The organism is Anaerolineales bacterium (genome assembly GCA_019637805.1).
GTDB lineage: Bacteria > Chloroflexota > Anaerolineae > Anaerolineales > UBA11579 > JAMCZK01.
In genome coordinates this window covers 208,127-235,047 of sequence record JAHBVB010000001.1, presented here as the reverse complement: position 1 = coordinate 235,047, position 26,921 = coordinate 208,127, and the positions used below count along the sequence as shown (strand labels likewise).

Here is a 26,921-nt window from a genome sequence, read left to right as displayed (position 1 = left end):
CTAAATCTCTTGACAATCAAGGCTTTACGGTTATTATCTTGCGGACGAAACCCGACAAAATCCGTCATCTTAAATTGTGCTGCTGGTAACAGGCGGCCGAGCGTATCGTTAGTGAGGGTGAGCTCCTCTCATTTACGAGTTGTGATGGACAAACCGTAGGTTGGGTTTACTCAGGAGACGACTATGAAACAAGTTGCTTTGCGAATGTTACTTTTGCTGGCCGTTGTGCTGGCTGCTTGTGCGGCCCCCGCTGCAGACACCCCTGCCGGCGAAGCGCCTGGCGCAGGCGAAGAAACCACCTTTGCCCTTTCGGGGGCTTTTGCCCTGTATCCGATGATGGTGCGTTTTGCCGAGGAATACCAGGGCACTCATCCCGGCGTGAACTTTGACATCACTGGCGGCGGCGCCGGCAAGGGTGTGTCGGATGTACTGGCCGGTGCCACGGACCTGGGCATGGTCTCGCGTGAATTGAATGAAGAAGAGATCGCCCAAGGCGCCTTCCCGGTGGCGGTGACCCGTGATGCGGTGTTCTTTGTGGTCAATGCCCAGAACCCCTACATTGATCTGATCCTCGAAAAGGGCGTCACCACCGAAGCCCTGGGCAAGGTCTGGCTGACGGGCGAATACACCACCTGGGGTGACCTGCTGGGCGACCCCAGCATCACGGAGGAGATCCACGTCTACACTCGCTCCGACTCCGCCGGTGCGGCTGAAATGTTCTCCAAGTTCATTGGCGGCAATGCTCAGGAAGACCTGCAGGGCATTGGTGTGGATGCTGACCCGGGCCTGCTGCAGGCTGTGCTCAACGACCCGTTGGGCGTGGGCTACAACAACCTGGGCTACATCTACAGCCTGGCGACTGGCGAAGTTGTGGAAGGCGCGGTGGTGCCGCCGATTGACATCAACACCAATGGCGTCATCGAGGAGCACGAATACCTGGAGACCCGCACCGAGGCCGTGGAAGCCATCCTGAGCGGCGACTATCCCTCTCCGCCGGCGCGCTTGCTGTATCTGGTGAGCAAAGGCAAACCGGAAGGTGCCGTGTTGGACTTGCTGTTGTGGATCCTGCAGGACGGTCAAGCGTTTGTGGCCGAGGCAGGTTATGTACCCATGACCGAGGCTGAATTACAGTCAGAGATTGACAATTTGCGCTAACCTAGTAGTCTAGGAGCATTATGAAGTTATCCCTAGCTGGTTCGCGCTCGGCATTGCGCCGGATCTTTAGCGATAAGCTGGCTGCCAGGAGCTTTCTCCTGGCAGCCAGCTTGCCTTTGTTGCTGCTGTTGTTGATGGCCGCGGCGCTGCTGTTTCGCACACTCCCCATTTTTCAGTTTGTCACGCCCTGGGAATTCCTGACTGGCGACCTATGGCGGCCAAGCCAGGGCGAATTTGGGCTGAGTACGTTCATCAGCGGCACGCTGTGGGTTACCTTGCTGGCCCTGATCCTGGCCGTGCCGCCTTGCATTTTCGCGTCGATCTTTCTGGTGGAGTATGCCCGACGGGGCACTTTGCGCGGCATTCTGCCGGCGATTGACTTACTGGCGGGCATCCCTTCTGTGGTATACGGCGTTTGGGGCTTGCTGGTGGTGGTACCAGTCGTGCCGCGGCTGGGCCAGTTCTTGCGCGGCGTGTTTGGCGATCTGCCCATCCTGACCTCCAGCAATCCCACCGGCTTCAGCATTTTGGCCGGTGGTATTGTGTTGGCGGTGATGATCTCCCCGATCATTGTGTCTATCACGGTCGAGGTGCTGCGCACCGTGCCGCAAGGCGTGCGTGAGGCCGCCCTGGCAGTGGGCGCCACGCGCTGGCAGGCGATCAAACATGCCGTGCTGCCGAATGCCTTGCCGGGCATCATCGCCGCGGCGGTGATGGGCCTGTCACGCGCGTTTGGTGAAACCCTGGCGGTAATGATGGTGGTGGGCAATACGCCTGCCATTCCGCGTTCGGTGTTTGACCCCGGCTATCCGCTAACGGCGCTGATCGCCAACAACTATGGCGAAATGATGTCCATTCCGCGCTATGACGCGGCTTTGATGGGCGCCGCGCTGCTCTTGTTGGTGGTTGTGATCATTTTTAATGTCCTCTCGGCGATCGTCTTGGCGCGTTTGGGGCAAGAGGTGAGCTCATGAGCATGCAGAAACGTTGGTGGCGGCGCGCCCACCTGGAAGAGAGCTTGTTTGGCGTGTTAATGCGCCTGTCTGCGGTGGTGCTGGTGCTGGCCCTGGCGGGCATCCTGGGGTCCGTGTTGGTGCGCGGACTGCCGGCGATGAGTTGGGACATGATCACCAAGGCGCCTGAGGGCGGCTTTTACCTGGGCGGCGGCGGCGGCCTGCTGAACGCAATTTTGGGTTCGCTGTACCTGGCCGGCGGCGGGACGATACTGGCCTTCTTGGTTAGTTTGCCGATTGCCCTGGGTCTGAATGTGTATGCGCCCAGCTCGCGTTGGGCCCTGTTCACCCGTCTGACCTTGGACGTGCTGTGGGGTGTGCCCTCGCTGGTCTATGGCGCTTTTGGTTTTCTGATCATGATCTCGATGGGGATGCGGGCTTCACTGGGCGCTGGTATTTTGGTGGTGAGTTTGCTGCAAATTCCCATTATGGTGCGCGGCATGGATGAGGTCATGCGCCTGATTCCCAGCGGACAGAAAGAAGCCGCCTTTGGCCTGGGCGCCACCAAGTTGGAGATGGCCCGGGCCGTGGTGCTGCGCCAAAGTTTGCCCGGCATCTTTACCGCCGTGCTGCTGGCCTTTGGCCGGGGCATTGGCGACGCCGCTTCCGTGTTGTTCACCGCCGGCTTCACCGACCGCATTCCGACTTCGCTGGCCGGGCCGGCGGCTTCCCTGCCCTTGGCGGTCTTCTTCCAGCTAAGCTCACCGTTCCCGGAAGTGCGCGCCCGCGGTTATGCGGCTGCGCTGATCTTAACCGTATTGATTTTGATTGTGAGCGGTCTGTCGCGCGCCCTGGCGCGCCGCCTGAGCCGTAATGTAGTGAATTAGAGGATAGTTGATGGATAGCCATATCTCGATCAAAGATTTGAATGTGTATTACGGTGCCAATCAGGCGCTTAAATCTGTGGACCTGGAAATTCCGCGCAACCAGATCACCGCCATCATCGGGCCTTCCGGTTGCGGTAAATCCACGCTGCTGAAGACGCTTAACCGCTTCCATGACCTGGTGGACAACACACGGGTCGAAGGCGAAGTCAAATTCGACGATATTGACATTTACGCTCCGGACGTGGACGTCACCGAAGTGCGCACCAAGATCGGCCTGATCGCCCAGCGTCCCTACCTGCTCCCGATGTCTATCTTCGATAACGTGGCCTTCGGCTTGCGCATTCACGATATGACCAACCGCCGCGAGGTCAAAGGCCATGTGGAGAAATACTTGAAGCTGGCCGGCCTGTGGGATGAGGTCAAAGACCGCTTGACCCAGCCAGCCACGAGCCTGTCGATTGGCCAGCAGCAACGCCTGTGCCTGGCGCGCGGCCTGGCGGTGGAGCCTGAGGTCTTGCTGGGCGATGAACCCACCTCAGCGTTGGACCCTATTTCCGCCAAGAACATTGAAACCAGCCTGAAAGAGCTGAAGAGCCAGTACACCATCGTGATCGTCACGCATGTGCTGCGCCAGGCACGCCGCCTGGCAGATTATGTGGTCTTCATGTACCTGGGTGAATTGGTGGAAGCCGGCCCGGCCAGCAAGCTGCTCAGCTCGCCCAAGGACCCTCGCACCAAAGCCTACTTGAGCGGCGAAATGTAATTCCTGCGAGTTCCCATCGCGAAAAACCACACGGTTGCGGAGCGCACCAAAGCCTACTTGAGCGGCGAGATGTAATTCCTGCAAGTTCCCGTTCGCAAAAAACCTGCTCTATTGCGGAACGTACCAAGGCCTGCTTGAACGGCGAAATGTAGCTCCTGCGAGTTCCCATCGCAAAAAACCCATACAGTTGCGGACGCACCAAAGCCTGCTTGAACGGCAAAATGTAAACACGGCAGGACTATAATGGGCCATGGAGATCTGCTATGGCCCAACTACACTCAGTGGAAAATCTTAATAAGCGACAGGCCAAAGCGCTGGCTTTGCTGGCCGAGCGCGGTCTGGATGCCTTGGCGATTAACGCCACTCCCAGCCAGTTCTACCTGGCAGGCAGCCATTTTCACTTGATGGAACGCCCCACCGTGCTGTTCCTGACACCCGGACGCAAGCCGCTCTTCGTTCTGCCCGGTTTTGAAGTGGGTAAGACGCAGGGCTTGGGGTTTCCATTGGATACCGTGACCTTTGGCGAGGACCCGGCGCTGTGGCAGGCCAGCTTTGACCAGGCCGCCAGCCAGCTGGGCGCGCCTAAACGGATCGGGATAGAGAACCTGCATTTGCGCGTGATGGAACTGCGCTACCTGGAACGCGCTTTCCCAGGCGCCAGCTTTGAAGACGCGGGCGACCTGATCGCCCAGCTGCGCATGGCCAAGGATGAGAGCGAACAAGCTGCCATGCAAACGGCCGTGGTGATCGCCGAGGCTGCCCTGGAGGCCACGTTGGCCAAGCTGCGCGTGGGCATGACCGAGATCCAGGTCGCCGGCGAATTGATCCAGCAGCTGTACGCTTATGGCAGCGACCCCGAGCTGCCCTTCCAGCCGATCGTGGCCTCCGGCCCGAACAGCGCCAACCCGCATGCTACGGTCAGCGAACGAGCGCTGCAAGCCGGCGACCTGCTCTTGTTTGACTGGGGCGCCAGCAAGGATGGCTACTTCTCAGACCTGACGCGCACGTTCGCCGTGGGCGAGGTAGAGCCGGAGTTCAAGAAGATCTACGAGACAGTGCGCCTGGCCAATGAAGCCGCCCGCGAGGCTGCCCAACCCGGTGCGCCCTGCAGCGACGTGGACGCCGCCGCCCGCGAGGTGATCGAGGACAGCGGCTACGGCGCCCAGTTCACGCATCGTACCGGCCATGGCCTGGGCATAGAGGCCCATGAGGAACCGTACATGCGGGCGGGCAACCCGATGGTGCTGGAGCCGGGCATGACCTTTACCGTTGAGCCGGGCATCTATCTGGACGGCCGCGGCGGCGTACGCATTGAGGACAACGTGGTCATCACGGAAGATGGCAACAAATCCTTCTCCAGCTTTCCGCGTGAACTGCGCGTAATAGGGTAGCGATGTTCGAATGGTTGATCGATAGCGGCGTCGCTTTCACCCTGGCGGTGCAGAGCTGGGCAGGGGGCTTGGCGGAATTTTGGCAGGCGCTTTCCTTTCTCGGCACTACCGAGTTCTATCTGGTCCTTCTTCCACTAATCTATTGGTGTTTCGATAAGGCCTTTGCTGTCCGGCTTACCTTTTTGCTGCTGATCGGCTCTGCGCTCAATGTGATCCTTAAACTGGCCTGGCGTTTGCCGCGCCCCTTCTGGATCTCTGCGGATATCTACGCCTCGCACTTTGAACCCACCTTTGGCGCGCCCTCCGGCCATTCGCAGACGCCGCTCAGTTTGTGGGGGCTGGCCGCGACGACCCTGAGCCGGCCCTGGTTCACCTGGCTGGCCGCCGCGCTGGTGGCGCTGATCGGCTTCTCCCGGATCGCGCTGGGCCTGCATTTCCACTTTGATGTGCTCTCCGGGTGGCTGCTGGGCTTGCTGGCGCTGTGGGCCTTCCTGCGGTTTGAAAAACCGGTGACGGCCTGGCTGCTGCGCCTGTCCTTGGCCCGCCAGGTCCTGGTTGCGTTGGCTGCCTCGCTGTTGCTGATCGCCCTCGGCGCCTTGGCGATCGCTTCGGCGGGCGACTTTGCCATGCCGGCCGACTGGGAGCGCAATTCGCTGGCGGTGGTCGGCTCTTCCCTGGACGGCGTTTTCAGCCTGAGCGAGCTGATCACCCCGGCCGCCACCCTGTTTGGCTTTGGCGCCGGGCTGGCTTGGTTGGAGAGCCGGGGCGGCTTCCGGGTGCAGGGAACGATTGAGCAGAAATCCCTGCGTTATCTGCTGGGCACTGCGGTGGTCCTGGCGCTGTGGGCCGGTTTGGGCGCGGTCTTCCCGCGCCAGGCAGACCTGCTCAGCTATGCTTTGCGCTATCTGCGTTACGCCCTGATCGGGTTTTGGGGCGCTGGTTTGGCCCCGGAGGCGTTCGTGCGGCTGGGCCTGGCGCGGCGGGCGTAGCCTGACAGAACAAAAAGCGGCCTGCAGGCCGCTTTTTTGTTGTCAGTCTTCCTCTTCGCCCACGTCCTTGTGGGCGGCGATGATGCTGTCCGCCAAGTGGGCGGGCACTTGCTCGTATTGTGCCGGCTCCATGCTGAAGGCGCCGCGGCCGCCGCTGATCGAGCGCAGGTCGCTGGTGTAGCGCAGCATCTCGGCCAGGGGCACCAGGGCGTTGACCACGGCCCGGCCGCCGTCCTGCTCCATGCCCTGTACCTGGGCGCGGCGAGAATTAAGGTCGCCGATGACATCGCCCATCTTGTCTTCCGGCACGCTGATGCGCACCTGCATCACTGGTTCCAACAGCACAGGTTTGGCCTGGCGAAAGGCTTCTTTGAACGCCTGCCGCCCGGCGATCTCAAAGGCCACCGGTTTGGAATCCACCGGATGCTCTTTGCCATCGAAGACGATGGCTTTGACATTCTTGACCGGGTAGCCGGCCACGGCGCCGCTGGCGAGTACGCTGCGGATGCCTTTCTCGATGGCCGGGAAGTAATTGCTGGAGATGGCACCGCCAAAAACCTCACTGGCGAACTCGAACTCATCGCTGGGCAGCGGCTCCAGACGCAGATGCACCTCAGCGAACTGGCCGGAACCGCCGCTTTGTTTCTTGTGGCGGTAAACGGCCTGGCCCTGGCCCTGAATGGTCTCGAGGTAAGGCACTTTGGGCTCATGCACTTCAATGCCCACCTGGAACTTGTCCTGGGCTTTGCGGATGGCCACGTCAATGTGTTGGTCGCCCATACCCTGCAAAATGGTCTGCTTGGTGGCTGGCTCGTTGTGCCAGGAGAGGGTCATGTCCTCTTCGGCCAGCCGGGTCAGGGTCGGACCCATCTTGGCCGAGTCGGCCTGGGTCTTGGGCGTGACCGCCACCTGGTAGAGCGCCTTGGGAAATTCCGGCACGGGCAATTCCAGCGGGTGGCTTTTGTCGCACAGCGTGTCGCCGGTGGCGGTTTCGCCCAGCTTGGCGACCACGAAGATGTCGCCGGCGTGGATGTGCTTGACCGGCAGCTGCTCTTTGCCGCGCAGCACGGCCAGCGAAGTCAGGCGTTCTTCCTGCTCGCGTTTGGGGTTCCAAGCGCGGCTTTCGCTGCTGAGTTGGCCGGAGTAGAGGCGGCCATACGTGATCTTGCCCACGTAGGGGTCGGCGGTGGTCTTCCAGATATAGGCGGCCAGCGGGCCGTCGTCTTTGGCGGTCAGGGTTTCTTCACCGGCCGGACCTGTGGCTTTGGCCGGGCGGGCCTGGGCCGGCGAAGGGATCAGCGTGATGAAGGCTTGCAGCAGCTGTGAGATGCCGACCTGGTCGCTGGCGTCTGCGGCGAAGACTGGCACGAACAGGCCGCGGCGCACCACGCCCTGCAGGCCGAGCATGATCTCCTCGGCGCTCAGTTCACCGCTCTCCAGGTACTTTTCCAGCAGTTCATCTGAGCCCTCGGCGGCCGCTTCGACCAATTGCTGGCGGGCAGTTTGGGCGGACTCGACCAGTTCGGCGGGGATCTCCACCGCCGGGCCGCCGCCGATGGGATAGGCTTTCATGATCAGCAAGTCCACCAGGCCCTGGAAGTTGGGTCCCTGGCCCCAGGGGATCTGCACCGGGATCAGGCGTTTGTCGGTGAGCTGGGCTACGGAGTTCTTGGCTTTCTCAAAGTCAGCCGATTCGCGATGCATGCGGTTGACCAGCACGAAGCGCGGCAGGTCGAAACGGTCACAGGTCTGCCAGGCCAGCTCGGTGCCGACCTGCACGCCGGCCACCGAATCGACCACCACCAGTGCGGCGTCGCTGACACTGAGGGCTGAGATCATCTCGCCGACGAAGTCTGGCGCACCAGGCGTGTCCAGCAGGTTGAGCTTGTGCTGCTGGTATTCGATGGGCAGCAGCGCCGTACTCAGGGAAAGGCCGCGGCGCTGTTCTTCTTCTTCGAAGTCGGCCACGGTATTGGCGTCTTCCACCTGGCCCATGCGGTTGATGGCCTTGGTAAAAAACAAAAAGGCCTCACTCAGCATTGTCTTTCCGGCGCCGCTGTGTGAGACCATCGCAATATTACGAAGATATTCAGTTGTGTACTCTTGCATGAGGAGCCCTCGCTGAAAGAGAAGTGTGTTGGGGATTGTAAGAGGAATGGGGGGTTCTGTCAAAGGCGGTCGGGTAGAGGTTCATGTAGGAGCGAGGCATGCTTCGCCCCTACATGAAGATGTTGTTGGCTTGGTCGACTACTTAAAATGCACGATGATGTGCCTTTGTAGCTATTCTCGCGGGAGGCATCAAGTACAATTTTCCGATGCACTTTCTCTTCCTCTTCATGGATGGTATCGGCCTGGCGGCGAGTGACCCGGAAAGCAATCCCTTCGCCGTCGCCAAAACGCCGAACTTGGATGCTTTGCTCGGCGGAAAGAAGCTGCTGGCTGGCACCGCGCCGCTGCAGACCGAGCGGGCGACATTACTGGCGCTGGACCCCAACCTGGGTGTGGCCGGGCTGCCGCAGTCGGCCACCGGGCAGGCGGCGCTGGTGACCGGCAAAAACGTCTCGCAGCTGATCGGCGAGCATTACGGCCCCAAGCCGACGCGTGAGATCGCCGCGATCATCAAAGAAGATAACTTGTTCATGCAGTTGCAGCAGCGCGGCTACCGCAGCACCCTGCTGAATGCTTACCCTGAGCGCTATTTCGCCGGCATCGAAAGCGGCAAGCGCTTGCTTTCCGCCATCCCACTGGCGGTGACCAGCGCCGATATCCCGTTGATGACGGTCGAGGACTACTATGCGGGGCGAGCCTTCTCGGTGGATTTCACCGGGCAGGGCTGGCGTGAGCAGTTGGGCTATCATGATGCGCCGCTGCTGCAGCCGCACGCCGCCGGGGTCAAGCTGGCCGAAGTCACGCGTGAGTACGACCTGGCCTTCTTCGAGTTCTGGCCCAGCGATTACGCCGGCCACCACCAGGACCATGCCGGGGCGATCACCCTGCTGGAGAACTTTGACGCCGTGCTCGGCGGCCTGCTGGAAGCCTGGAACGATGAAGAGGGGCTGATCCTGATCACCTCCGACCACGGCAATATGGAGGACTTGTCTGTGCGTCAGCACACCAGCAACCCGGTGCCCGGGCTGCTGGTGGGGGCCGCACCGCTGCGCCAGCAGTTCACTGCCGGGCTGAGCGATATCAGCCAGGTGACTCCCGCCATCCTGCAGTTTTACCCGCCTGGATAGAACTCATGCCGGCTGCGCACGTTTTCCTCTCCGGACGCCCCGCTGCCCCCACACCCCTGGAACGTTATTTGCCGCCCCTGCCCGCTGGGGTGGTTTCCGCTTGGCTGGCGTCGGCCTCCCAGGCGGGCCGTCTGGAACCCGGCGACTGGGTGCTGGATCCGTTCGGGGCCGCGCCGCTGGCGGCCCTGGAGGCGGCGCGAGCCGGCTACCGCGTGGCGGTGGCCGCCGGAAACCCGGTGGCCCAATTCCTGCTGGAGTTCCGGGCGCGGGCGGTGAGTGCCGATGAGCTGCGCGGCGCCCTGGCGGAGCTGGCCGCCGCCCGCCGCGGCGACGAACGCCTGGAAACTGCGCTGCTGGAGCTGTACAGCACTAGCTGCCCGGCTTGCGGCGCCCAGCAGCCCGCCGAGGCTTTTATTTGGGCGCGCGAGGCAGAGGCACCGCACGCCAAGTTGCTGGATTGCAAGACCTGCGGCGCGGCGGGCGAGTACGAGACGGACGAGGCGGACCAACAGCGCGCCCGGCAATACCAGCGCTCAGGGCCGCATTTGGCGCGGGCTTTGCAGCGCATTGCCCCGCCCGGCGACCCGGACCGCCAGCATGCTGAAGACGCCTTGCAAGGCTATTTGCCGCGGGCGGTGTATGCCTTGGTGATGGTGATCAATCGCGTGGAGGGCATGCAGCTCAGCGCGCAGGAGCACGACCTGGTGACCGCCTTGCTGCTGTCGGCCTGCGACCGGGCCACCAGCTTGTGGGCGCACCCCGGCGGCCGGCTGCGGCCCCGACAACTGAGCGCCCCGGCGCAGTTCCGCGAGTACAACCTGTGGCATGAGATGGAACGCTCGATCGCGCTGTGGGCCGAGGACGGGCCGGCAGTGTCGGTGGTGCGCTGGCCTGAACCGCCGCCCGCCGGCGGCATCTCGTTGTTCGAGGGCCCGCTGCGCGAAATGCAGGGCCTCAGGAACGCTCCGGTCAAAGCCGCCCTGGCCGCCTTGCCGCGGCCCAATCAGGCTTTTTGGACGCTGTGCGCCCTATGGGCCGGCTGGCTGTGGGGCGCCGAGGCGATCGGCCCGTTTGCCGCCGTGCTGCGCCGCAAACGCTACGACTGGGCCTGGCACACCGAAGCGTTGCACGCGGCCTTGTCGGTGTTGGAAGCCACCCTGGCAGCGGACACGCCATTTTTTGGCATGGTGTGTGAGGTGGAGGAAGGCTTCAATGCCGCGGCGATGGCGGCCGCCAACCTGGCCGGTTTCCGGCTGGAAGGTATGGCCATGCGCCGCGACCAGGGCCAACTGCAACTGGACTGGCGCAAAGGCGCCGCGCCCACCAAGGCGGCCGATACCGGGCCGCAGGCCGTGGCGCGGGCCGGCGGCGCGCTGTTGGCGGCGCGCGGGGAGCCCAGCCATTTCCTGCATTTGCAAGCCGCCGGTCTGGGCGAACTGAGCCGCCGCCTGCGTCTGGGTGGGGCGGCCAAGAACCCCGGCGATCTGTTCGCGGAGGCGCGCCAGATGATCGAAGCCGGCCTGCAAGACCCGGTCTTTGCTCGCCTGGGCGGCACTCCCCAATCGCAGGAGACCGGCGCCTGGTGGCTGCACGACCCGGGTCAAACCCGTTCGCCGCTGGCGGACCGGGTGGAGATCGCCGTGGTGCGTCATTTGCGCCGCCCTGGGGCGGATCGGGAGACGATCGACCGCACGTTGTGCCAGGTGTTCCCGGGGCTGCTGACGCCGCCGGTGGCGCTGGTGGAAGCTGCGCTGCATTCGTATGGCGAGGAACAGGATGGGTTGTGGCGGATCTCTCCGGCGGACAGCCCGGTCGCGCGGCGCGGCGATTTGCAGGAGATGCGCCAGCTGCTGACCAGCCTGGGGGGCCGCTTAGGCTACGCCGCGCAGGGCGAGGTCCCGCTGGAATGGCGCGATGCGGCTGGCGAACTGGTGTTGGCCTTTTACCCGATTGCGTCCGCGGTGCTGGGGGAACTGCTGCTGGCGGCCGGCACACCACCGGCGCACAGCGCGGTGGTGCTGCCCGGCCGCCGCAGCCGACTGGCGCTGGAGAAACTGGGGCGTGACCCGCGCCTGGCCGCGGCGCGCGAAGCCGGCTGGCGCTTCCTCAAGTTCCGGCATGTGCGCCGGTTGGCGGGTACGCAGAAACTGGATGCGCAGACCTTTGGCGAACTGATCGATCTGGATCCGTTGACGCTCGAAGAGCTGCAGACGCCGTTGTTGTGAATCTTGGCGCAGGGGCGCAGCATGCTGCGCCCCTACGGGAGTTGAAGTAAGCTGTCAGGACCCTTCGCTGACGCTCAGGATGATGCTTATGGTAGGGGCGAGGCATGCCTCTCCCCTACGCTTGCCTATCGCCTTATTACTCCGCGGGACTGATCGAAGTCACCGCGCCCAGGCTGTTCACTTCCAACAGCCAGCGGCTGCCGATCTGGCAGCGCTGGAATTCGCTGTAGGAACTGGTGTCGTAGGTGTAGGTTTGGCCGCCGGCCTGGAAAGTGCAGACGTATTGCTCACGCTGTTCGCCCAGGCGCATTTCACTGCTGATCTGGGGGTCCGGCCAGCGGGCGGAGAGCCCGCTGCCTTCGGAGACAACCGTGGTGTAAGGCGCCCAGGCGTAGCCGGTGTAACTGCAATAGTCGTCGTAGACCTCGTAGTAGCAATCCTGCACGACTTCGCCGGCGCCGGTGCCGGTGTCGACAATGTATTCGGTGCCGCAGACCTCACGATAGCTGCCGCGCAAGGGCGGGCTGCTCTGCTGGCCGCGCACAGCCTCGCGGCAGCTGACGTTGTCAGCATCAAAGGGTACATCGTCATACCAGTCTTCCAGGCGCACCTGAGTGAAGGCTTCCACGACGATGGAACGGTTCCAACCGGCTGATACGACCTGGCCCTCGATCGATTCGGTGTGCAGAAAAAGGAAATAGACCAGCGAGCAGATCAAGAGCAGGGCCACTGAGCAGCCCAGCAGCCAACCTTTGCCGATCTTCGGCTGGCCGGCCTGGGGCGCGGCCGGCGCCTTGGGCTGTTGGCGCTGGCTGAGCGCCGTGCCACAACTGCCGCATTTGCGGCGGTTGCCTGCATTCATGGTGCTGCAGTTGGGGCAGGCGATGGGCTGCAGCGCCCCCTGGGCGAAGGCGCCCACGACCTGGCCAACCTTGCGTTTGGCGCCGGCGGTCAGGTCTGCGCCGCACTGGCTGCACTTGGCGGCATCGGCCGCGTTGCGCGTACCGCAGAAGCCACAGTGAATGTCTGCGCCGGCCTTGGCGCGCTTGATCTGTTCAGCATCCGTGAGCAGTTGCTGCTTGACGGCGGCATGGAACTCTACATCTTGCGGTTGGGGTGTGCCGCAAGATGTGCAATAAGCATGGGAGCCCAGGTTCTCGCTGCTGCAAGCGGGGCACTGCCAATAGAGTTCGACGTAACCAATGACTTTTCTGCGCATAAGGGGTCCGTGGATCAATGAGTGTTGTTGGGCAGGTAAAAGAATTGTGGCCGAGTGGGCAACCCGGACACAGGTCGAAAGACTAATGAATCAGAATAAAAATTCATTTCGCTGAGATGATAATACTCCGAAATGGCGGGGAAGGTTCTTAACATCCAGCCTTGGGTATCCAGCAAGATCAGACTGAACCGTTGGGTTCGGATGGCCTGATCGATCTCTTGCCAAAGAGCTTCCCCCTCTGGCAGGACTGGGCCGGCGTAAAAGCCCAGCACCTCTCCAAAGGCGGCCAAATGGGCGGTTTCGGTTTTGCCTGCCAACCCGGCCAGATAGGGATGCCGAGGAATAAAGATCTCTCCCTCGAACTCGGCGATGCGATCGAGTAGTTCCTGACCGGCTTGACGGTCTTGCGGCGTGGGGATGACTTGCAGCAAGTTGTAGTGAAAACTGACAAATTGGACCAGAACCACCAGCAGCGCGGCCAAACCCAGATTGAGGGCGCGCCGAGAGGTGATGCTGGCCAACCAATGCAAGCTGGTCGGGATAGCCACGGCCAGCGCGGCCATCAGCGGGATGAGATGGTTGTGAAAGCTGCCGTTGCTTAGACTGCTGCTCCAAGCGCTGGCGACGGCAGCCAGCAAGAAATAGATGGTGAAATATCGTCCGTGGACGGGCAGTTTTTGTGAGAAGGCTGCAAAGAAGATCAGCAGGCCGAGTACGCTGAGCAAAATCGCAAGCCCTTCCTGCAGCCAAAAGCCGCTGAGCTTGGCGGACAGCAAACCGTGAAGCGCCGGAATTTGCCATGTGTAGAAACTCAGCCATCCGCCCGTCTGCTGATCGAAGGAGAGGAAGAAAGCGATCAGGAGCAATGCTGTAGCCCCCAAGAATAGCAGCCCGCTGCGACGCGTGTGCCATGCGGCCAAAGCCAGAGCGGGGATGAATAAAAAGGCCTGTTGTTTGGTGAAGCAAGCCAGCACGATAAACAGGCTGGCTAGAAGCTCTCGGTGGCGCTGGGGTTGAAAGCGCAGCACATAATAGGCCGCCAAGACCAGCAACAGCATGAGGCTGTCCACCCGGGCAAGATCGTACCAGGCACCGCTGGCGGCGTACCCGGCGGCATACAAGCCGACGCTGAGCAGCCCCAGACTGCGCTGGCCGGTTTCTCGATAGGCGATCAGATAAAGCAGACCGGCCGCACACACTGAAGCCAGAAAAGACAGCAAGCGCAGGCTAAGAAAACTAGACCCGACCAGAGGGGACAAGCTGTCAGCAAACTGGAAATAGAGGGGTGGATAAATAAAAGGTGCGTAGTCTAGGGTAGGGGCCTGATAGGCGGGCAGACCCATACGGACGCGTTCGACGACGCTAAGCATGCCGCCTTCCACCCATTCGAGTTCAAAAGGATAGTGAATGCGGCCAGAGACTGCCACTAAGTAGACAAAGATGAAATAGAGGGATGAGGCACAGAGAGCATCCTGGAACAAAGTGCTTACTTCACTGGCATTCATCTTTTTGTCCGAAGCCAACAACCAGACTACAGTGAAGAGCAAAACAAAGAAAATCAGAAACCAGCTGATGAGCGGCTCAAGCCGTTCCAGATACATATGATAGAACGGAGGGCTGCCCTGGCGCCAGAGCAGCACGGACAAGACCAGGAAAATGCCAAAAAGGGTCCCAATCGAAAGCGTCCGCAGATTTCGCCGGTGGGCCAGCAGCTTGCTGAGCTGGCTGACGGCCCAAGCACCCAGGCTGCCGGGTCGGCCCTCCTGAATCCACAATGAGCTGCTGAGCGCAATAATGAAGAGCGCGGCACAGCCGATCAGGACTGCGACGGCCAGGCGAGGCGCAGAGTACCCTAGAAAGAGCGCATTTTTGGGCTCGGAAGGGTCCTGCAGAAAGACGGCCAGGCAAAACAGGGCGGCAATCGCCGCAAAAGCAGAACTGCGCTGCAAGATAAAGATGGCCCGTTGGTTTGCTTTCATCAATCTCTGCGCCCCGGCGATGGCTAGGGCGTTGGAGTGGGCGTCTCGCTGGGTAGGGGAGTTTCTGTGGCTGTCGGCGCCGGCAGAGTGGCCGTCGGCGTTGCGCTGGGCGCCTGTGTAGGCGTAGGCGTGGCCGTCGGCTCTGGCAGGTCGTTGTAGACGACGATGTCCCTGCGGGCATGGCCGCCCGAGGTGCTGTAGATGGTCAGACGCAGTACGATCGGGCCGCGCGGCAGTTCCTGCAGGTTGAGGGCGTGCACCACCTGCGCATTGGGTACGGGATTGCGCTTGTTTTCCAGCTCATGCCAGGTGGAGCCGCCATCGGCGCGGCGCCATTCCAGCACCCATTCCTCGAAATTGGCGCTGGCGTTGGCGATCAGATGGATCTCCACCGTGGGATTGCTGAGGCGGTCGCCGTCACGCGGGCCGGTGAACTCCAAAGTGGGGCGGGGGTCATTGTCGTCGCATTCGCGGCTGGGGGAGAAGACGATCGGGTCGTCGAAGCCCAAGTTGCGGGCCCAGTTGCGCCCGTCATTGGTCTGCGTGATCCAGCGGATGGCCCAGACATCGTCCACGTTGAGGCTGAAGATCTCATCCACAAATTGATTGCAGGCGGACGAGGCTTCCAGCTGAGTCCAGGTGTCGATGCGCGCGTCTTGCCAGAGGTCATTGTCGGCGTCGGCGGGCGGCTGGTCGGCGGCGAAGTATTCACGGCGCTGCTGGTCGCAGTATTGCGACGGCTCTGCGCCGGAGACGCTGCAGATCACCTTCTCCACCACGCCGACAGGCTGCAGAAAGGGCGCCGGGTTGCCTCCGGCCAGGGTGCCGATGGCCTGCTGCATAAATTCGGCCCAGATGGGTGCGGCGCCAGAAAGGCCGCTGCTGCCGTCCATCTCGGTGTTGTCCGGGTTGCCCACCCAGACGCCCACGGCCAGGTCTGGCGTGTAGCCCAGGGTCCAGTTGTCGCGGAAGTCGTCGGTGGTGCCGGTCTTGGCGGCGGCACGGAAGGGCAGGTTGAGCACGGAGTTGGCGCCGAACATCGGCCGGCGGGCGTCATTGTCTGAGAGGATGGAGGAGATGAGGAAAGCGTGCTCCTCGCGGATGATCTGCTGGTTACTGGGCTCGGGCGCTTCAAAGATGATATTGCCCTGATAGTCGGTGATGCGCGTGATGGCCACCGGAGTCACCTGGCGGCCCTGGTTGGCAAAGATGGCGTAGGCGTTGGTCAGGTCGAGCAGTTTGACCTCGCCGCCGCCCAGGGTTAGCGCCAGGCCGTATTGGTCGCTTTGCAGGTCGCTGATGCCCAGGCGATGGGCGAAGGCCACCAGGCCTTCCTCCTCGGTCGTGTTGGGGTCGTCGTAGACGCCGACGAAGTCCAGGGCCTTGACTGCCGGGATATTGTAGGAGTTGGCCAGGGCGGAGCGCACGGTGACCGGGCCGTGGAAGCGGTTGTCGTAGTTCCTGGGGATGTAAGGCGGGCGCGGGTCGCCGGGCACACCGGAAGGCGGAAACTCGCTCTCCACATCCCAGATCAGGGTGGAGGCGGTCCAGCCTTTTTCAAAGGCGGCCACGTAGGTCAGCGGCTTGATCGAAGAACCCGGTTGGCGGGGCGAGACGGCCATGTTGATCTGGCCGTCGATGTCTTCGTTGTAGAAGTCAGCCGAGCCGACCATGGCCAAGATATGGCCGTCTGAAGGGCGCAGGGCGACCAGGGCGCCGCTGCCCACCTGCAGGTGGGCCAGGTCGGCCACCTGGTCAGCCACGATCTGCTGGGCCGTGTCTTGCAGCTGCGGCAGCAGCGTGGTATGCACGGTGAAGCCGGAACGGTAGATGGTTTGCGGGTCGTATTGCTGCTCCAGCAGGAAGCGGATGTAGTGCACCCAGTGCGGATAACGGATCTGCACATCGGGCGAGCGGAAGGCGTAGTCCAGCATTTCCAGGCCGGCATTGGCGGCTTCGTCCACCGTGACGCAGACGCGCTGCGGGCTGTTGCTGACGTAGATGCAGCCGTCCTCGGCGCTGACGCGCACCATCAGCGAGAGCACGCTTTGCTGGCGGAACAAGACGGCCTCACGGTTGGTATAGACGTCGTAGACCGAGGGAGCCTGAGGCAGCCCGGCCAGCAGCGAAGCCTGGCTGAGGCTGAGCTGCCCGGCGGTGGCGCCGAAGTAAGTTTGGGCGGCGGCCTCGATGCCGTAGGCCAGGTTGCCGTAATAAATCTCGTTGAGGTACAGCTCCAGGATCTCGTCCTTGGAGTAGCGGCGCGTGATTTCCGAAGCCAGGATGGCCTCGCGCACTTTGCGCATATAGCTTTGCTCGCCGGCTTCTTCGGGGCTGAAGAGCAGAATGCGGGCCAGCTGCTGGGTGATGGTGGAGGCGCCGGAGACCACCTCTCCGCTGGAGTAGTTTTGGGTGAAAGCGCGGAAGATGGCGGTCACGTTGAAGCCGGGATGGTTGTAGAACTCCTTGTCCTCGGTGGCGATGGTGGCGGCCACCAGAGTGGGAGAAATATCCTCCAGCGGCACATAGGTGCGGCGGCCGGCGCTGGGGTCCAGGATCTCGTAGAGCAGATTGCCCTCGGCGTCGAGGATGCGGGTGGTCTCGAACTGCGAGGCATGGGCGCGCAGGTCATCTACGCTGGGCAGGCTGGCGGCGATGACGGCGTATTCGTAGAGAGCAAAGGCCACGCCTGCTGTCAGCAGGAAGATAATGGCGAAAGCGCTGAGGATAAACGCGCGCGGCAGGCAGCCCATACGGCTGATGCGCCTCCACAGCTGGCTGAGCTTGTTGCCGCCAGCCGGGCCCGGCTGCGCAGCGGGGCGCTGTGGACGGCTTGGGCGGCTGATAGGGCCGGTGCTGCCTGAGGCCGGCGGGCGCGGCTCGCTTGCCGCGCTGCGCCGGGGCAAAGGCATGCCGGATTCGTCGGTGGGGGGCAGTCCGGAGGCGGGAGTGTAGCCCAATGACGGGGGCGGGGGCGCCTCGTTGGGTTGGGCGGGCTGCAGGATGGTGGGGGCCTCGTCCGGCGGAACTGCGCCGGACGGCGGGAACTCTCCGGGCAGCATCTGGCTGATGCGGATGGGCTGGCTGGGCTGGGTATCCCCGGTTGCCGGCGCGTCACCTTTCAGCCTGAGCGGGCGGCTGGGTTGGGTGTCGCCGGCGGCCGGCTTGGGCGCCTCGCCTTCAGAGCCTGCCAGGCGCTTAAAACGGTCGCTGGCGCCTTCGGTGTGTTCTGGAGTGTGTCCCTGATCTTGCGACATGCCTACTGGGGACGGCCGGCGATGAGGGCCGTCCAACTGCCCTTCATCAGCGTTTCGCCATTCTGGTTCTGGACATCAAGAATGATGATGATGGAACCGCCGCCGATGCGCGGAATGGCCTTGGTTTCCTTGACCTCGGCTTCGACATGGATGGTGTCGCCAATGAAGATGGGCTTAATGAACTTCCATTCGTTGATCTCACGGAAGGCCATAATGGTGCCCTCCATAAAGCCGGTTTGCACCAGCAGGCCGGAGGCGATGGAGAAGCCCAGCAAGCCGTGGGCGACGCGCTGGCCGAAAGGCGTGTTCTTGCTGTATTCGGCGTCGGTATGGATCTGGTTGAAATCGCCGGAAAGCCCGGCAAAAATGACGATATCGGTCTCGGTGACCGTGCGGGCGGCGCTGATGATGCGCTGGCCGGCTTCAAACTCTTCAAAGTACATGCCGCGTTTGGCAGAGGTTTGGGACGTCATCGGCTTCTCCTGAGAATGCATGTGAATGAACGCGATTCTAGCATATCGCCTCTGAAGTCAGCCGGAGTGCGCTTTGTGGGTTGTTGCGCTTTGTGGTACACATCATGTATGCCGTTCCTGATTAGCAAGACGAATCTAAAGCGGATTGTGTTCCGTTTGGGTTTGGCGAGCTGTGTGCTGGCCCTGGCTGGATGCAACTTCCCCACCCGGGCGCAAGATGATTTGGTGGCGACTGCGGTGGCAGCCACATTGGCGCCGCCTACGGAAACGCCGGCGCCTGAACCGGGCGTGCTGCCGGCGGCGCTGCTCTTCCTCAGTGAACGCAGCGGGCGGGCGCAAATCTGGCAGCTGGCGGCGGATGGCGAGACACAGCGGCAAGTGACCGAGGAAGCCGCCGGGGTGGATGGCTTTGCTGTTTCGCCCGTGGACGGCAGCCTGGCCTACGTCAGCGGCAACCAGCTGTATATGCGCGACGCCGATGGCGGCAATCGCCGCCTGATGGTGGACAACGCTGCGGCTGACCGCAGCGCGCCGGAGTATTTCAGCACGCAGCGCATCAGCGATCCGCGTTTTTCGCCGGACGGGCGTTACCTGGCTTATGCCTATGATGGGTTGTGGATCCTGGACCTGGGCAGCAACCAAGCCGTGCATTTGCTTAATAATGAAATAGACGCCGAATCCGAGGCGCTGCAGACCTATTATATGCCCCTGGCGTGGGCCCCCAACAGCCAGCAATTGGTACTGGCCTCCGGAGGACAGGCTGGCGGTGCACAGGCCAGCCGCCTGGTGTTCGTGAACCCCGGCGCCGAAACGCTGACCACTACGGCGCAAACCAGCGCCGGACCCGCCTGCTGCCATACGGCCTGGACACCGGACAGCCAGGCTTTGCTGCTGGCCAGCCCGTACGCCGGGCTGCTGGAACCGGGTCTGTGGCGCTACGACCCTCTGAGCGGGGAGCGCAGCCTGTTGGCTGGGGAGGAGGGCCTGCTGGAGCTGGCTGGCTGGCCGCTGCAAACCGCAGACGGGGAGCTGTACTTCTTCTATGCCAGCACGGCGGAACTGCCGGCGGGCGACCTGCCGCTATTCATGGTGCGCAGCGCCGCGGGCCAGCCCGCCGAGCGTGAACTGCTGCGCTCCGAAGCTTTCACCAATATAGGCGAGGCGCTGTGGGCGCAGGACGGTTCACTGGCCCTGGTGGTGCAGCTGCGCCCCGAGGGCGGCCGCGGTGGAGCGGTGCTGCTGGCCTACAGCGACGGCCGGCAGCCCCAGCGCCTGCTAGAGGACGGCTACGCGCTGCAGTGGGGACGCTGAACTTCTGTTGGCAATCATTTTCCGCAACTATGCAATATTTCAGGCCGGATTACGTCTTCATGCTAGATGAAAGACACCGCCCACTCACTGGCCATGCCGGAACGCACAGCGCACAGCCCCGCTGAGGTTTTGGAACGCGAAGGTTCGCGCCTGCGCAACTTCATCCGTTCACGCGTGCCGGATGTGCTGGACGCCGAAGACATTCTGCAGGATGTCTTCTCCGAGTTGGTGGAGGCCAACCAACTGCTGGTGCCGATCGATCACGTCACCGGCTGGTTGTTCCAGGTGGCGCGCAACCGCATCACCGACTTGTTCCGCAAGAAACGCCCAGAGCGCTTCAGCGACCTGGAGGCGAGGGCGGCCGGGGACGAGGCGCTGCTGTTGGAAGACCTGTTGGCGGCCGCTGAAGATGGGCCGGATGCACAGCTTGCCCGCAAGGCTTTGCTGGCCGAGCTGGAGGCTGCGCTGGCGGAACTGCCGGCGGAGCAGCGCCAGGTGTTCCTGGCCCATGAGGTGGAAGGTTTGTCTTTCAACGACATTGCAGCGCAGACGGGCGTGGGCTTGAATACGTTGCTCTCACGCAAACGCTATGCGGTGCAGCAACTGCGCAAGCGTTTGCAGCATTTGAATGATTACAAGGAAGAGGACTAGCAATGGAAGACAAAGGTCGCAAGATCACACGATGGATCGGCATTGGCATTTTGGCCGTGCTGGGTATGCTCCTTTTTGTCAGCGTCGGTGGGTTTGTGGTGCGGGCTTTATGGAATTGGCTGATGCCGGAGCTGTTTGGCCTGCCGCTGATCAGCTTTTGGCAGGGCTTGGGCCTGCTGGTGCTGACCCGGCTGCTGTTCGGCGGTATGGGCGGCCCGGGCCGGCGCGGCAAACACCGCAAGCACAAGAACCGGGGCAAGCACTGGAAGCTGAGCTCTGAAGAAAAGGAACATTTGGAGCAGGCGGCTGCCGAAGAAGAAACAGACGAAAGCCAGGAAGGCTAAGCCAGCTTGGCCAAGCTAAACAAAGACGACCCGCAAGGGTCGTCTTTTATTCCGGATGAATTTCCCGGTAGGCCCGGTTGAAATAGACCAGCGGGGGCGCGTCTTCAGCCGCCTCAAACAGGCCGCAGGCCAGCACGTCGCTGAGGAAGACAGTGTGGGTGCCGGCGTCGTGACAGGCGGCCACTTTGCAGTCAAAGTAGGCCAAGCCGGTTGACAGGATCGGGCTGCCGCTTTGCAGGCTGAAGGTGTCCAGGCCCTCGAAGCGGTTGGACTGCTCGCTGTCGCGGCCGGCAAAACGGTCGGAGACCTCGTGCTGGTCAGCGCGCAGCACGGTGACGGCGAAGGCCTGGGTGGCCATCACCAACTGGTGAGTGCGGGTGGCCTTCTCCAGTGAGATGGAGACCAGCGGTGGGTCCAGCGAGAGTGAAGTGAAGGAATTGACCGTCATGCCGTGGGTGGCGCCCTGGTGGGCAGCCGCCACGATGGTGACGCCAGTGGTCCAGAAGCGCAAAGCGTTGCGCAGATCTTCCGGGGTTGGAGGGTGGGATGCGTGCATAGATAGGGGATTGTAACCCCGTCCGACCTGCGCCTGTTGCAACCCTTGTGCCAAGCAGTTCGCGCTATTGGATTCGGCGGCGGGTTAAGGTACGATGTGCCTCCGATGGACCCGTTTGAGCACGAGCAGTTCCAGCCCGAAGCGCGGCCCAGCCGCATGGCCAGCATGAATGTGCTGGGCCAGATGCTGCGCGTGTTTGTCGTGGCGGCCTTTTTGGCGACGATGTTCACGGCCTGGACGCCGCTGGGCCTGGTGCCCAGCGACCTGGCGGGCCAGCTGGTCAATATTTTCTGGGGCGGCGGACAGGCGGCCCCCAGCCTGCCGCAGCCCACGCCGCGCCCGCGCCCGCTGATCGGCATTGTGGCCGGGCACAGCGGCGGCGTGGACCCCGGCGCGGTGTGCCCGGACGGGCTGACCGAAGTGAGCATCAATTTGGATGTGGCTACGCGGGTCAAGGAGAAGCTGACCGCTGCGGGCTTTGATGTGGACTTGCTGGAAGAATTTGACGAACGCCTGGATGGCTACCAGGCTTTGGCGCTGGTTTCGATCCACGCCGACAGCTGCGCCTATATTGACGACAACGCCAGCGGCTTCAAGATCGCCGTAGCACCCAACATTGACCCCTCCCAGGCTACACGCCTTTCGGCCTGCCTGAGCAACAGGTACAGCCGGGTGACCGGGCTGCGCTTCCACGCCGGCAGCGTCAGCGCCCACATGACCGGCTATCACGTCTTCAGCCGCATTGACCTGCTGACCTCGGCGGCGATCGTGGAGGTGGGCTTTATGAACCTGGACCGCCAGATCCTGACCCAGCAGCCCGACCTGCTGGCAGAGGGTTTGGCTCAGGGCGTGCTGTGCTACATCTACAACGAAGACGCCTCGGGAGGAGGACAGTGAGCGTCGAGAGCAGCTGGGAAACGCTGTGCATCCGGGCGCAAGATGCGCAGGAAGCGGGGCAGCGCGCCCATGCCCGCCGCCTGGCACGGGCGGCGGCCAAGCTGGCGCCTGACCAGCCGCTGCCGCGCCAACTGCTGGCGGAGCTGACCGGGCCGGATGCGGCGGTTAAGGAAGACCACCGGCGGCGCCCGTTTGGGCGGCTGGGTATGCGCTGGGCCGTGTTGGCCATGCTGGCATTGACCTTAGCGACAGCGGCTTTTGCCTGGCTGCGGCCACCCAGCGTAGACGACGGGCTGAAGATGGCCGGCGCGGCCGCCGCGGGCCAGCTGGGCAGCCTGCTGTACCAGGCTGAGGAGCCCACTCCCGTCGTTGAACTCACCCCGACGCATACGCCCTTCGCCGACATGAGCCGGCTGCCGACCAGCACGCCCACGCCGCTGCCGCCCACGCCGGAACCCAGCCCGACGCCGACCGAGTTCCCTGAAGTGCAGGTGGAACTGGATAAATACGATCTGCGGCTGCCGGGCGGGATCGGCCCGGCGGAACGCTGGATCGAGGTCAACCTGACCACGCAGACGCTGGTGGCCTATGAGGGCCGCAACCAAGTGCGCAGCTTTATTATTTCCAGCGGGCGGGCCGGCAGGCTTACGGTGACCGGGGAGTTCCGGGTGTGGATCAAGGTGCCGATGCAGGATATGTCCGGACCGGGTTATTACATTCGCAATGTGCCCTGGGTGATGTTCTTTTATGAGGACTACGGCATCCACGGCACCTGGTGGCACACCAACTTCGGCACGCCGATGAGCTCGGGCTGTGTGAATATGAGCGAAGAAGATGCCAAGTGGCTGTACGACTGGGCCAGCGTGGGCACCATCGTGCAGGTGCATTACTAATGTTTGTAGGCGTGGCATGCCCCGCCCAGTATGTTGAGTTATAGCCCCATATAGCAACCAAAGTGTGACTTCGTGTCTTTCTGAGCGGCTTGCAGCTGTGCTGCAAGCCCTGCGAAGAAGTATCGCCGTGCGTAAGAGGCGACAAGGCTGATGCACTAGTATCTTATCAGCCGGCATCATCGACTGATCAACGTATTGGAAAGCTCTTCGCTTCGCTCACAGCGACACGGCATGATCAAGCTGCTTTTGATGGCTGGTATTGCCGCAGACCAATCAAAGTTCTAGGGCAGGCCCTGTCTTAGAGCGTTACTGCCCTAAACGATACACGCGCACATACTCCTGCCCACCGATCCAAATGCGGTGCTGTGGGTCCAGGGGAGCCAGTGCATCGAGCAGGTTTTGGGGTGTGCCGCGTTGCCACTGGTGTACGTAGATCACCAAATAATCCATGCTGAGCAAATCTGCCAGGCCGGCTTCTGAAAGCTGGCTGGTGATGGGAATATCCTCCACCGGATAGCTGTACATCCATTGGAAGCTGACACTGTACCAGGTGGCGACCCGCGCCCCGGCGATGCCTGGCTGGCGGCTGAGGTATTGGGCGGCTTGGTCCAAGCCTTCGCCCCAGCCAATCATCATCACCTTATCGGCTGAGCCGATGAGCGGATTGTAGTAGTTGAGATAGTAGGGCTGGTTGGGCAAGGCGCTGAGCAGGGCGGCAACCAGCAGCCCAGCCACAGCAGCGACCTGGCGGCCGCGCCAACCCATGGCTTGCAGGGCTGCCGCCCAACCCCAGCCAGCGATGAGGATGAAGAAGGGCAGGGCAGGCAGCCCGTAGCGGTCCATTTTCTTGCTGGCGATGGTCATCAGCAGCAGGAAGCCCAGACCGCCGAGCGCCAGCCAGCCGGCCGTGGCGCGGCCGGGGGCGCCGGGTTGGCGCACACCGAACCAGGCCGCCAGCCCCAGGCCGAGCAGGACCAACGGCGTGCTGCGCGCCACGAAACTGACCAGGTAGAAGAGCCAGCCGGCGGAGCCCAGTTCGCCGTCTGGATAGACCTGGCCCAGGAAGAACAGCGGGCCGCTGTGCTCACCTTCGGCGCTGCCCAAGGTATAGCTGGCCATGGTTTGCAAGCTGCCCAGCGGGTTGGCCCACATGGCGGGAAAGAGCGCCCAAAAAAGCAGCACCCCCAACAGCAGGGCCGCCGCCGCGGCCAGCAGGGCGGAACGCTGCCAATCGGCCGGGCGGTGGCGCAGGTCTGCCAGCAGGCCCAGGCCCAGCAGGGCCGGGAGCAGAAAGATGGCAGGCGTTTTGGTGAGCCAGGCCAAACCGGTGGCCAGGCCGGCCGCCAGCAGTGACCCGGGTTGCCTGGTCTTCAAGAAATCCAGAAAAGCCAATACAGCCAGCGGTATCAGCGAAGCCAGCAGCCCATCCAGATGCAGCAGGCGTTGGTGCCCGGCCAGGAAGGGGTCCAGGGCCAGCAGCCCGCCGCCCACTGCCGCGGCCCAGGGGCCGAGCAGGCGGGCGGCGAAGATGCAGGCCGCCACCAGGGCGGCGGCCTGCAATGCCAGCAACAGGCCCCGGCCGACCGCCAGGATGCGCATGGGACTCACGCCGCGGTTTTCCAGCAGGCGCAGCAGGTCCGGGTCACGGATGTCCGGCGTGCCCAGCCGGGCATAGTCCGGGAACACGATCTGGTAGGCGGCCGCCCCGGCCCACTGGGTCAGCACCCCCGGGTGCGGGCTTTGAAAGGTGCTGGGCCAATCCTGCTGGTGCAGGGCCAGGCGAAAGTTGGCCGAGCGGCGCAGCCACAGCGCTTCGTCTGTGGTGATGAAGCGCCCCAGACCGGGCAGGCGCAGGGCCAGGAAGGCCAGCAGCACCAGCAGCACGGGCAGCCAATTCAGGAACCTGGATCGCAGGCGGGAGGGCATGCCGCGATTATACGGGCAGGTGGTTGAGATGGCTTGACAATCCACACTGGGCCTTGAAAAAGGGCTGCTTATGGATAGAATATAGAACAATAGTTCTATATCTTTTCAGAGGTAGGGCCTTGATCAAAACCACATTGCCAAACCGCAGGGCGGTGGCGCAGATCGTACGAGAGTACCGTATCCTGGCCGGGAGTCCGGCGCGGCCGGCGACCTTGCGCGCCTTTGCCACTGCGCTCAGCCAGGCCGTGGCCCGGCTGGGGCGCGGCGTTTCATACCAGAGTGTCAAGAACTGGCAGGACGGGCGCTATCTGCCGGATACCTATGGCATGTTGCGCCTGGCCCAGGCGGCGCGCCTGGATTGGCGCGGCGACTTTGCCAGTGACGTGCTGGCTGCCTTGTATCCGGAAAGCTACCAGCCGGCCACGGAGATCGGCCGGCTGGCGGTGGAGCAGCATCGTGAAGCGGGTGTACTGAGGGGGAAACATGCAGGAGAACGCAACACGCCAAAGCGCGCCTATCCGTCGCCTGGTCACGCGGCGTGAACGGCGCCAGTATGCCTGTGGTTGCAGCACGACGCGCATCGAAAGCTACTGGCAGCCGGCAGAGGGGGAAGCCGGCTGCGCTACACATGACTGCGTTGCGCAATGGGGCGCACCACAACCATGTGTTGCGCACGGCGGCGATTTGCAGCTCAGTGAGGTGTGCTATGCCTATCCGGACCCACAGGGCCGGCCGGGGGCCGCGTAAAGCGAGTAAGATGGGGGTATGGACCAGATTGCCTTTCAAGACCAGTACCTGGAGGCGCGGGCGGATTGTTGGGGCTGTGGCCGCAACAATCCGGACGGCCTGTATATCAAGAGCTATTGGGACGGCGAAGAAGCCGTGGCGTACTTTGCGCCCCAACCGCAGCACACCGGGCACAAAGGCGTGCTGAACGGCGGCGTGATCGCCACGCTGATGGACTGTCACTGCATGGGTTTAGCGATGGCCCACGCCCACCGGCTGGAGGATCGCCAGATCGGCAGCCAGCCGCTGATCACCTATGTGACCGGTTCGCTGAAGGTGGATTATTTGAAGCCGACGCCGCTAAGCGGACAGCCTGTGGAGCTGCGCGCTAGGGTGACTGAAGTGGACGGGCGCAAGACCTGGATGGAGTGCAGCCTGCTGGCGGACGGACAGCTGACCGCCCGCGGGCAGGTGCTGGGCGTGCGCCTTGCTGAAGTGCCGGAGGTAAGCCCCTGATGAAAGTGAGTTACATCCCCAACTTTGATGAGTTCGCCGACAACTATCTGTCCACCTATTACAGCGGCGGGGTGCGCACCTTGCAGCGTGCCGCGGGTGGGCCGGTGATGATCTTGCTGGGGGCACTGGGCGCGCTGTGGGTGGCGGAGCGCGTGGGTTTTTGGCTGCTGCGCTATCCCTTGATGTGGGCAGGCATTGGGCTGGGATTGTATGGCTTGTATTTCACTTTGCGACCGCTGATCAACCTGTTGCTGGTTTGGCTGCGCCGCGCCGAGCTCTTTGATAATGATGCGGTCAAGATCACCCTGGAGTTGAAGGGCGATGAACTGCACATCCGCCAGGGCCAGGACGATGTACGCCTGAGCATGGCGCAGATCCTGTCTGTGCTGCATCGCTCCCACAACACTTGGATTATCACCAGCAGCGATACGCTGGTGTATGTGCCGCGCGCCAGCCTGCTGACCGGCGACCATGATCAGTTCGTCAATGCGCTGGTTAAGAAACTGACCCCGGAAGACGAAGAAGAAGACTAAGCTCAGCTCTGGATAACCCCGCGCTTCTCTGAGGGCCGGCA

Annotated in this window: 23 protein-coding genes; 16 read left to right on the top strand and 7 right to left on the bottom strand. The window is 62.8% G+C overall.

Going from position 1 to position 26,921, the window contains the following annotated elements; all coding sequences use genetic code 11:
• The first annotated feature begins 183 nt into the window (after positions 1–183).
• The 6 genes from KF885_01090 to KF885_01065 all read left to right on the top strand — a co-directional run bounded on the left by KF885_01090 (position 184) and on the right by KF885_01065 (position 6,138).
• Complete coding sequence (locus KF885_01090) at positions 184–1,155, top strand: substrate-binding domain-containing protein (GenBank protein MBX3047750.1); 972 nt, start codon at positions 184–186, stop codon at positions 1,153–1,155.
• 20 nt (positions 1,156–1,175) lie between these two features.
• Positions 1,176–2,129 carry a phosphate ABC transporter permease subunit PstC gene (pstC, locus tag KF885_01085; GenBank protein ID MBX3047749.1) on the top strand — a complete coding sequence of 318 codons (954 nt, stop codon included), beginning with the start codon at positions 1,176–1,178 and terminating at the stop codon, positions 2,127–2,129.
• A complete protein-coding gene (locus tag KF885_01080) occupies positions 2,126–2,995 on the top strand; it encodes an ABC transporter permease subunit (protein MBX3047748.1) in 870 nt (289 codons plus the stop codon). The genes pstC and KF885_01080 overlap by 4 nt, the downstream gene beginning before the upstream one ends.
• Before the next feature lie 10 nt (positions 2,996–3,005).
• A complete protein-coding gene (gene pstB / locus KF885_01075; protein ID MBX3047747.1) occupies positions 3,006–3,758 on the top strand; it encodes a phosphate ABC transporter ATP-binding protein in 753 nt (250 codons plus the stop codon).
• 263 nt (positions 3,759–4,021) lie between these two features.
• On the top strand, positions 4,022–5,149 hold the full coding sequence (locus tag KF885_01070; protein MBX3047746.1) for an aminopeptidase P family protein: 1,128 nt from the start codon (positions 4,022–4,024) through the stop codon (positions 5,147–5,149).
• Positions 5,150–5,151: 2 nt separating this feature from the next.
• On the top strand, positions 5,152–6,138 hold the full coding sequence (locus KF885_01065; GenBank protein MBX3047745.1) for a phosphatase PAP2 family protein: 987 nt from the start codon (positions 5,152–5,154) through the stop codon (positions 6,136–6,138).
• Positions 6,139–6,180: 42 nt separating this feature from the next.
• Here KF885_01065 and KF885_01060 read toward each other — a convergent pair whose 3' ends face one another.
• Positions 6,181–8,247 (bottom strand): elongation factor G, encoded by a 2,067-nt coding sequence (locus tag KF885_01060; protein ID MBX3047744.1) that lies wholly within the window; start codon positions 8,245–8,247, stop codon positions 6,181–6,183.
• Between the two features lie 206 nt (positions 8,248–8,453).
• Between KF885_01060 and KF885_01055 the strand changes: the two genes are divergently transcribed.
• Complete coding sequence (locus KF885_01055) at positions 8,454–9,374, top strand: alkaline phosphatase family protein (protein ID MBX3047743.1); 921 nt, start codon at positions 8,454–8,456, stop codon at positions 9,372–9,374.
• Positions 9,375–9,379: 5 nt separating this feature from the next.
• Positions 9,380–11,599: a hypothetical protein gene (locus KF885_01050; GenBank protein MBX3047742.1), complete on the top strand. Its 2,220-nt coding sequence runs from the start codon at positions 9,380–9,382 to the stop codon at positions 11,597–11,599.
• Positions 11,600–11,735: 136 nt separating this feature from the next.
• Here KF885_01050 and KF885_01045 read toward each other — a convergent pair whose 3' ends face one another.
• From KF885_01045 to KF885_01030, 4 genes are read right to left on the bottom strand one after another with little or no spacing between them, the layout of a single operon-like run.
• Positions 11,736–12,818: a zinc ribbon domain-containing protein gene (locus tag KF885_01045; protein ID MBX3047741.1), complete on the bottom strand. Its 1,083-nt coding sequence runs from the start codon at positions 12,816–12,818 to the stop codon at positions 11,736–11,738.
• 14 nt (positions 12,819–12,832) lie between these two features.
• Entirely contained in the window at positions 12,833–14,797 is a 1,965-nt protein-coding gene (locus KF885_01040) for a glycosyltransferase family 39 protein (GenBank protein ID MBX3047740.1), read from the bottom strand.
• Positions 14,798–14,820: 23 nt separating this feature from the next.
• Entirely contained in the window at positions 14,821–18,054 is a 3,234-nt protein-coding gene (locus KF885_01035) for a transglycosylase domain-containing protein (GenBank protein MBX3047739.1), read from the bottom strand.
• 2 nt (positions 18,055–18,056) lie between these two features.
• Positions 18,057–18,527, bottom strand: coding sequence for a hypothetical protein (locus KF885_01030; protein MBX3047738.1), 471 nt, complete (start codon positions 18,525–18,527; stop codon positions 18,057–18,059).
• Positions 18,528–18,635: 108 nt separating this feature from the next.
• On the opposite strand from KF885_01030, the gene KF885_01025 reads away from it, so the two are divergent.
• The 3 genes from KF885_01025 to KF885_01015 all read left to right on the top strand — a co-directional run bounded on the left by KF885_01025 (position 18,636) and on the right by KF885_01015 (position 20,833).
• On the top strand, positions 18,636–19,838 hold the full coding sequence (locus tag KF885_01025; GenBank protein MBX3047737.1) for a PD40 domain-containing protein: 1,203 nt from the start codon (positions 18,636–18,638) through the stop codon (positions 19,836–19,838).
• Between the two features lie 66 nt (positions 19,839–19,904).
• Positions 19,905–20,489, top strand: a complete 585-nt coding sequence (locus tag KF885_01020; protein MBX3047736.1) for a sigma-70 family RNA polymerase sigma factor — start codon at positions 19,905–19,907, stop codon at positions 20,487–20,489.
• 2 nt (positions 20,490–20,491) lie between these two features.
• Positions 20,492–20,833 carry a hypothetical protein gene (locus tag KF885_01015; protein ID MBX3047735.1) on the top strand — a complete coding sequence of 114 codons (342 nt, stop codon included), beginning with the start codon at positions 20,492–20,494 and terminating at the stop codon, positions 20,831–20,833.
• 46 nt (positions 20,834–20,879) lie between these two features.
• Here the strand turns inward: KF885_01015 and KF885_01010 are convergent, their stop codons facing one another.
• Complete coding sequence (locus KF885_01010) at positions 20,880–21,389, bottom strand: flavin reductase (GenBank protein ID MBX3047734.1); 510 nt, start codon at positions 21,387–21,389, stop codon at positions 20,880–20,882.
• 105 nt (positions 21,390–21,494) lie between these two features.
• Between KF885_01010 and KF885_01005 the strand changes: the two genes are divergently transcribed.
• Complete coding sequence (locus KF885_01005) at positions 21,495–22,286, top strand: N-acetylmuramoyl-L-alanine amidase (protein MBX3047733.1); 792 nt, start codon at positions 21,495–21,497, stop codon at positions 22,284–22,286.
• Positions 22,283–23,179, top strand: a complete 897-nt coding sequence (locus tag KF885_01000; GenBank protein MBX3047732.1) for a L,D-transpeptidase — start codon at positions 22,283–22,285, stop codon at positions 23,177–23,179. The genes KF885_01005 and KF885_01000 overlap by 4 nt, the downstream gene beginning before the upstream one ends.
• A gap of 306 nt (positions 23,180–23,485) precedes the next feature.
• Here KF885_01000 and KF885_00995 read toward each other — a convergent pair whose 3' ends face one another.
• Entirely contained in the window at positions 23,486–25,105 is a 1,620-nt protein-coding gene (locus tag KF885_00995; GenBank protein MBX3047731.1) for a glycosyltransferase family 39 protein, read from the bottom strand.
• 119 nt (positions 25,106–25,224) lie between these two features.
• Here KF885_00995 and KF885_00990 point away from each other — a divergent pair, with 119 nt between their 5' ends.
• From KF885_00990 to KF885_00980, 3 genes are all read left to right on the top strand, one after another.
• Positions 25,225–25,647, top strand: a complete 423-nt coding sequence (locus tag KF885_00990; protein MBX3047730.1) for a hypothetical protein — start codon at positions 25,225–25,227, stop codon at positions 25,645–25,647.
• Positions 25,648–25,870: 223 nt separating this feature from the next.
• Complete coding sequence (locus tag KF885_00985; protein ID MBX3047729.1) at positions 25,871–26,347, top strand: PaaI family thioesterase; 477 nt, start codon at positions 25,871–25,873, stop codon at positions 26,345–26,347.
• Positions 26,347–26,880: a hypothetical protein gene (locus KF885_00980; protein ID MBX3047728.1), complete on the top strand. Its 534-nt coding sequence runs from the start codon at positions 26,347–26,349 to the stop codon at positions 26,878–26,880. Before KF885_00985 ends, KF885_00980 begins: the two co-directional genes overlap by 1 nt.
• Positions 26,881–26,921: the final 41 nt, after the last annotated feature.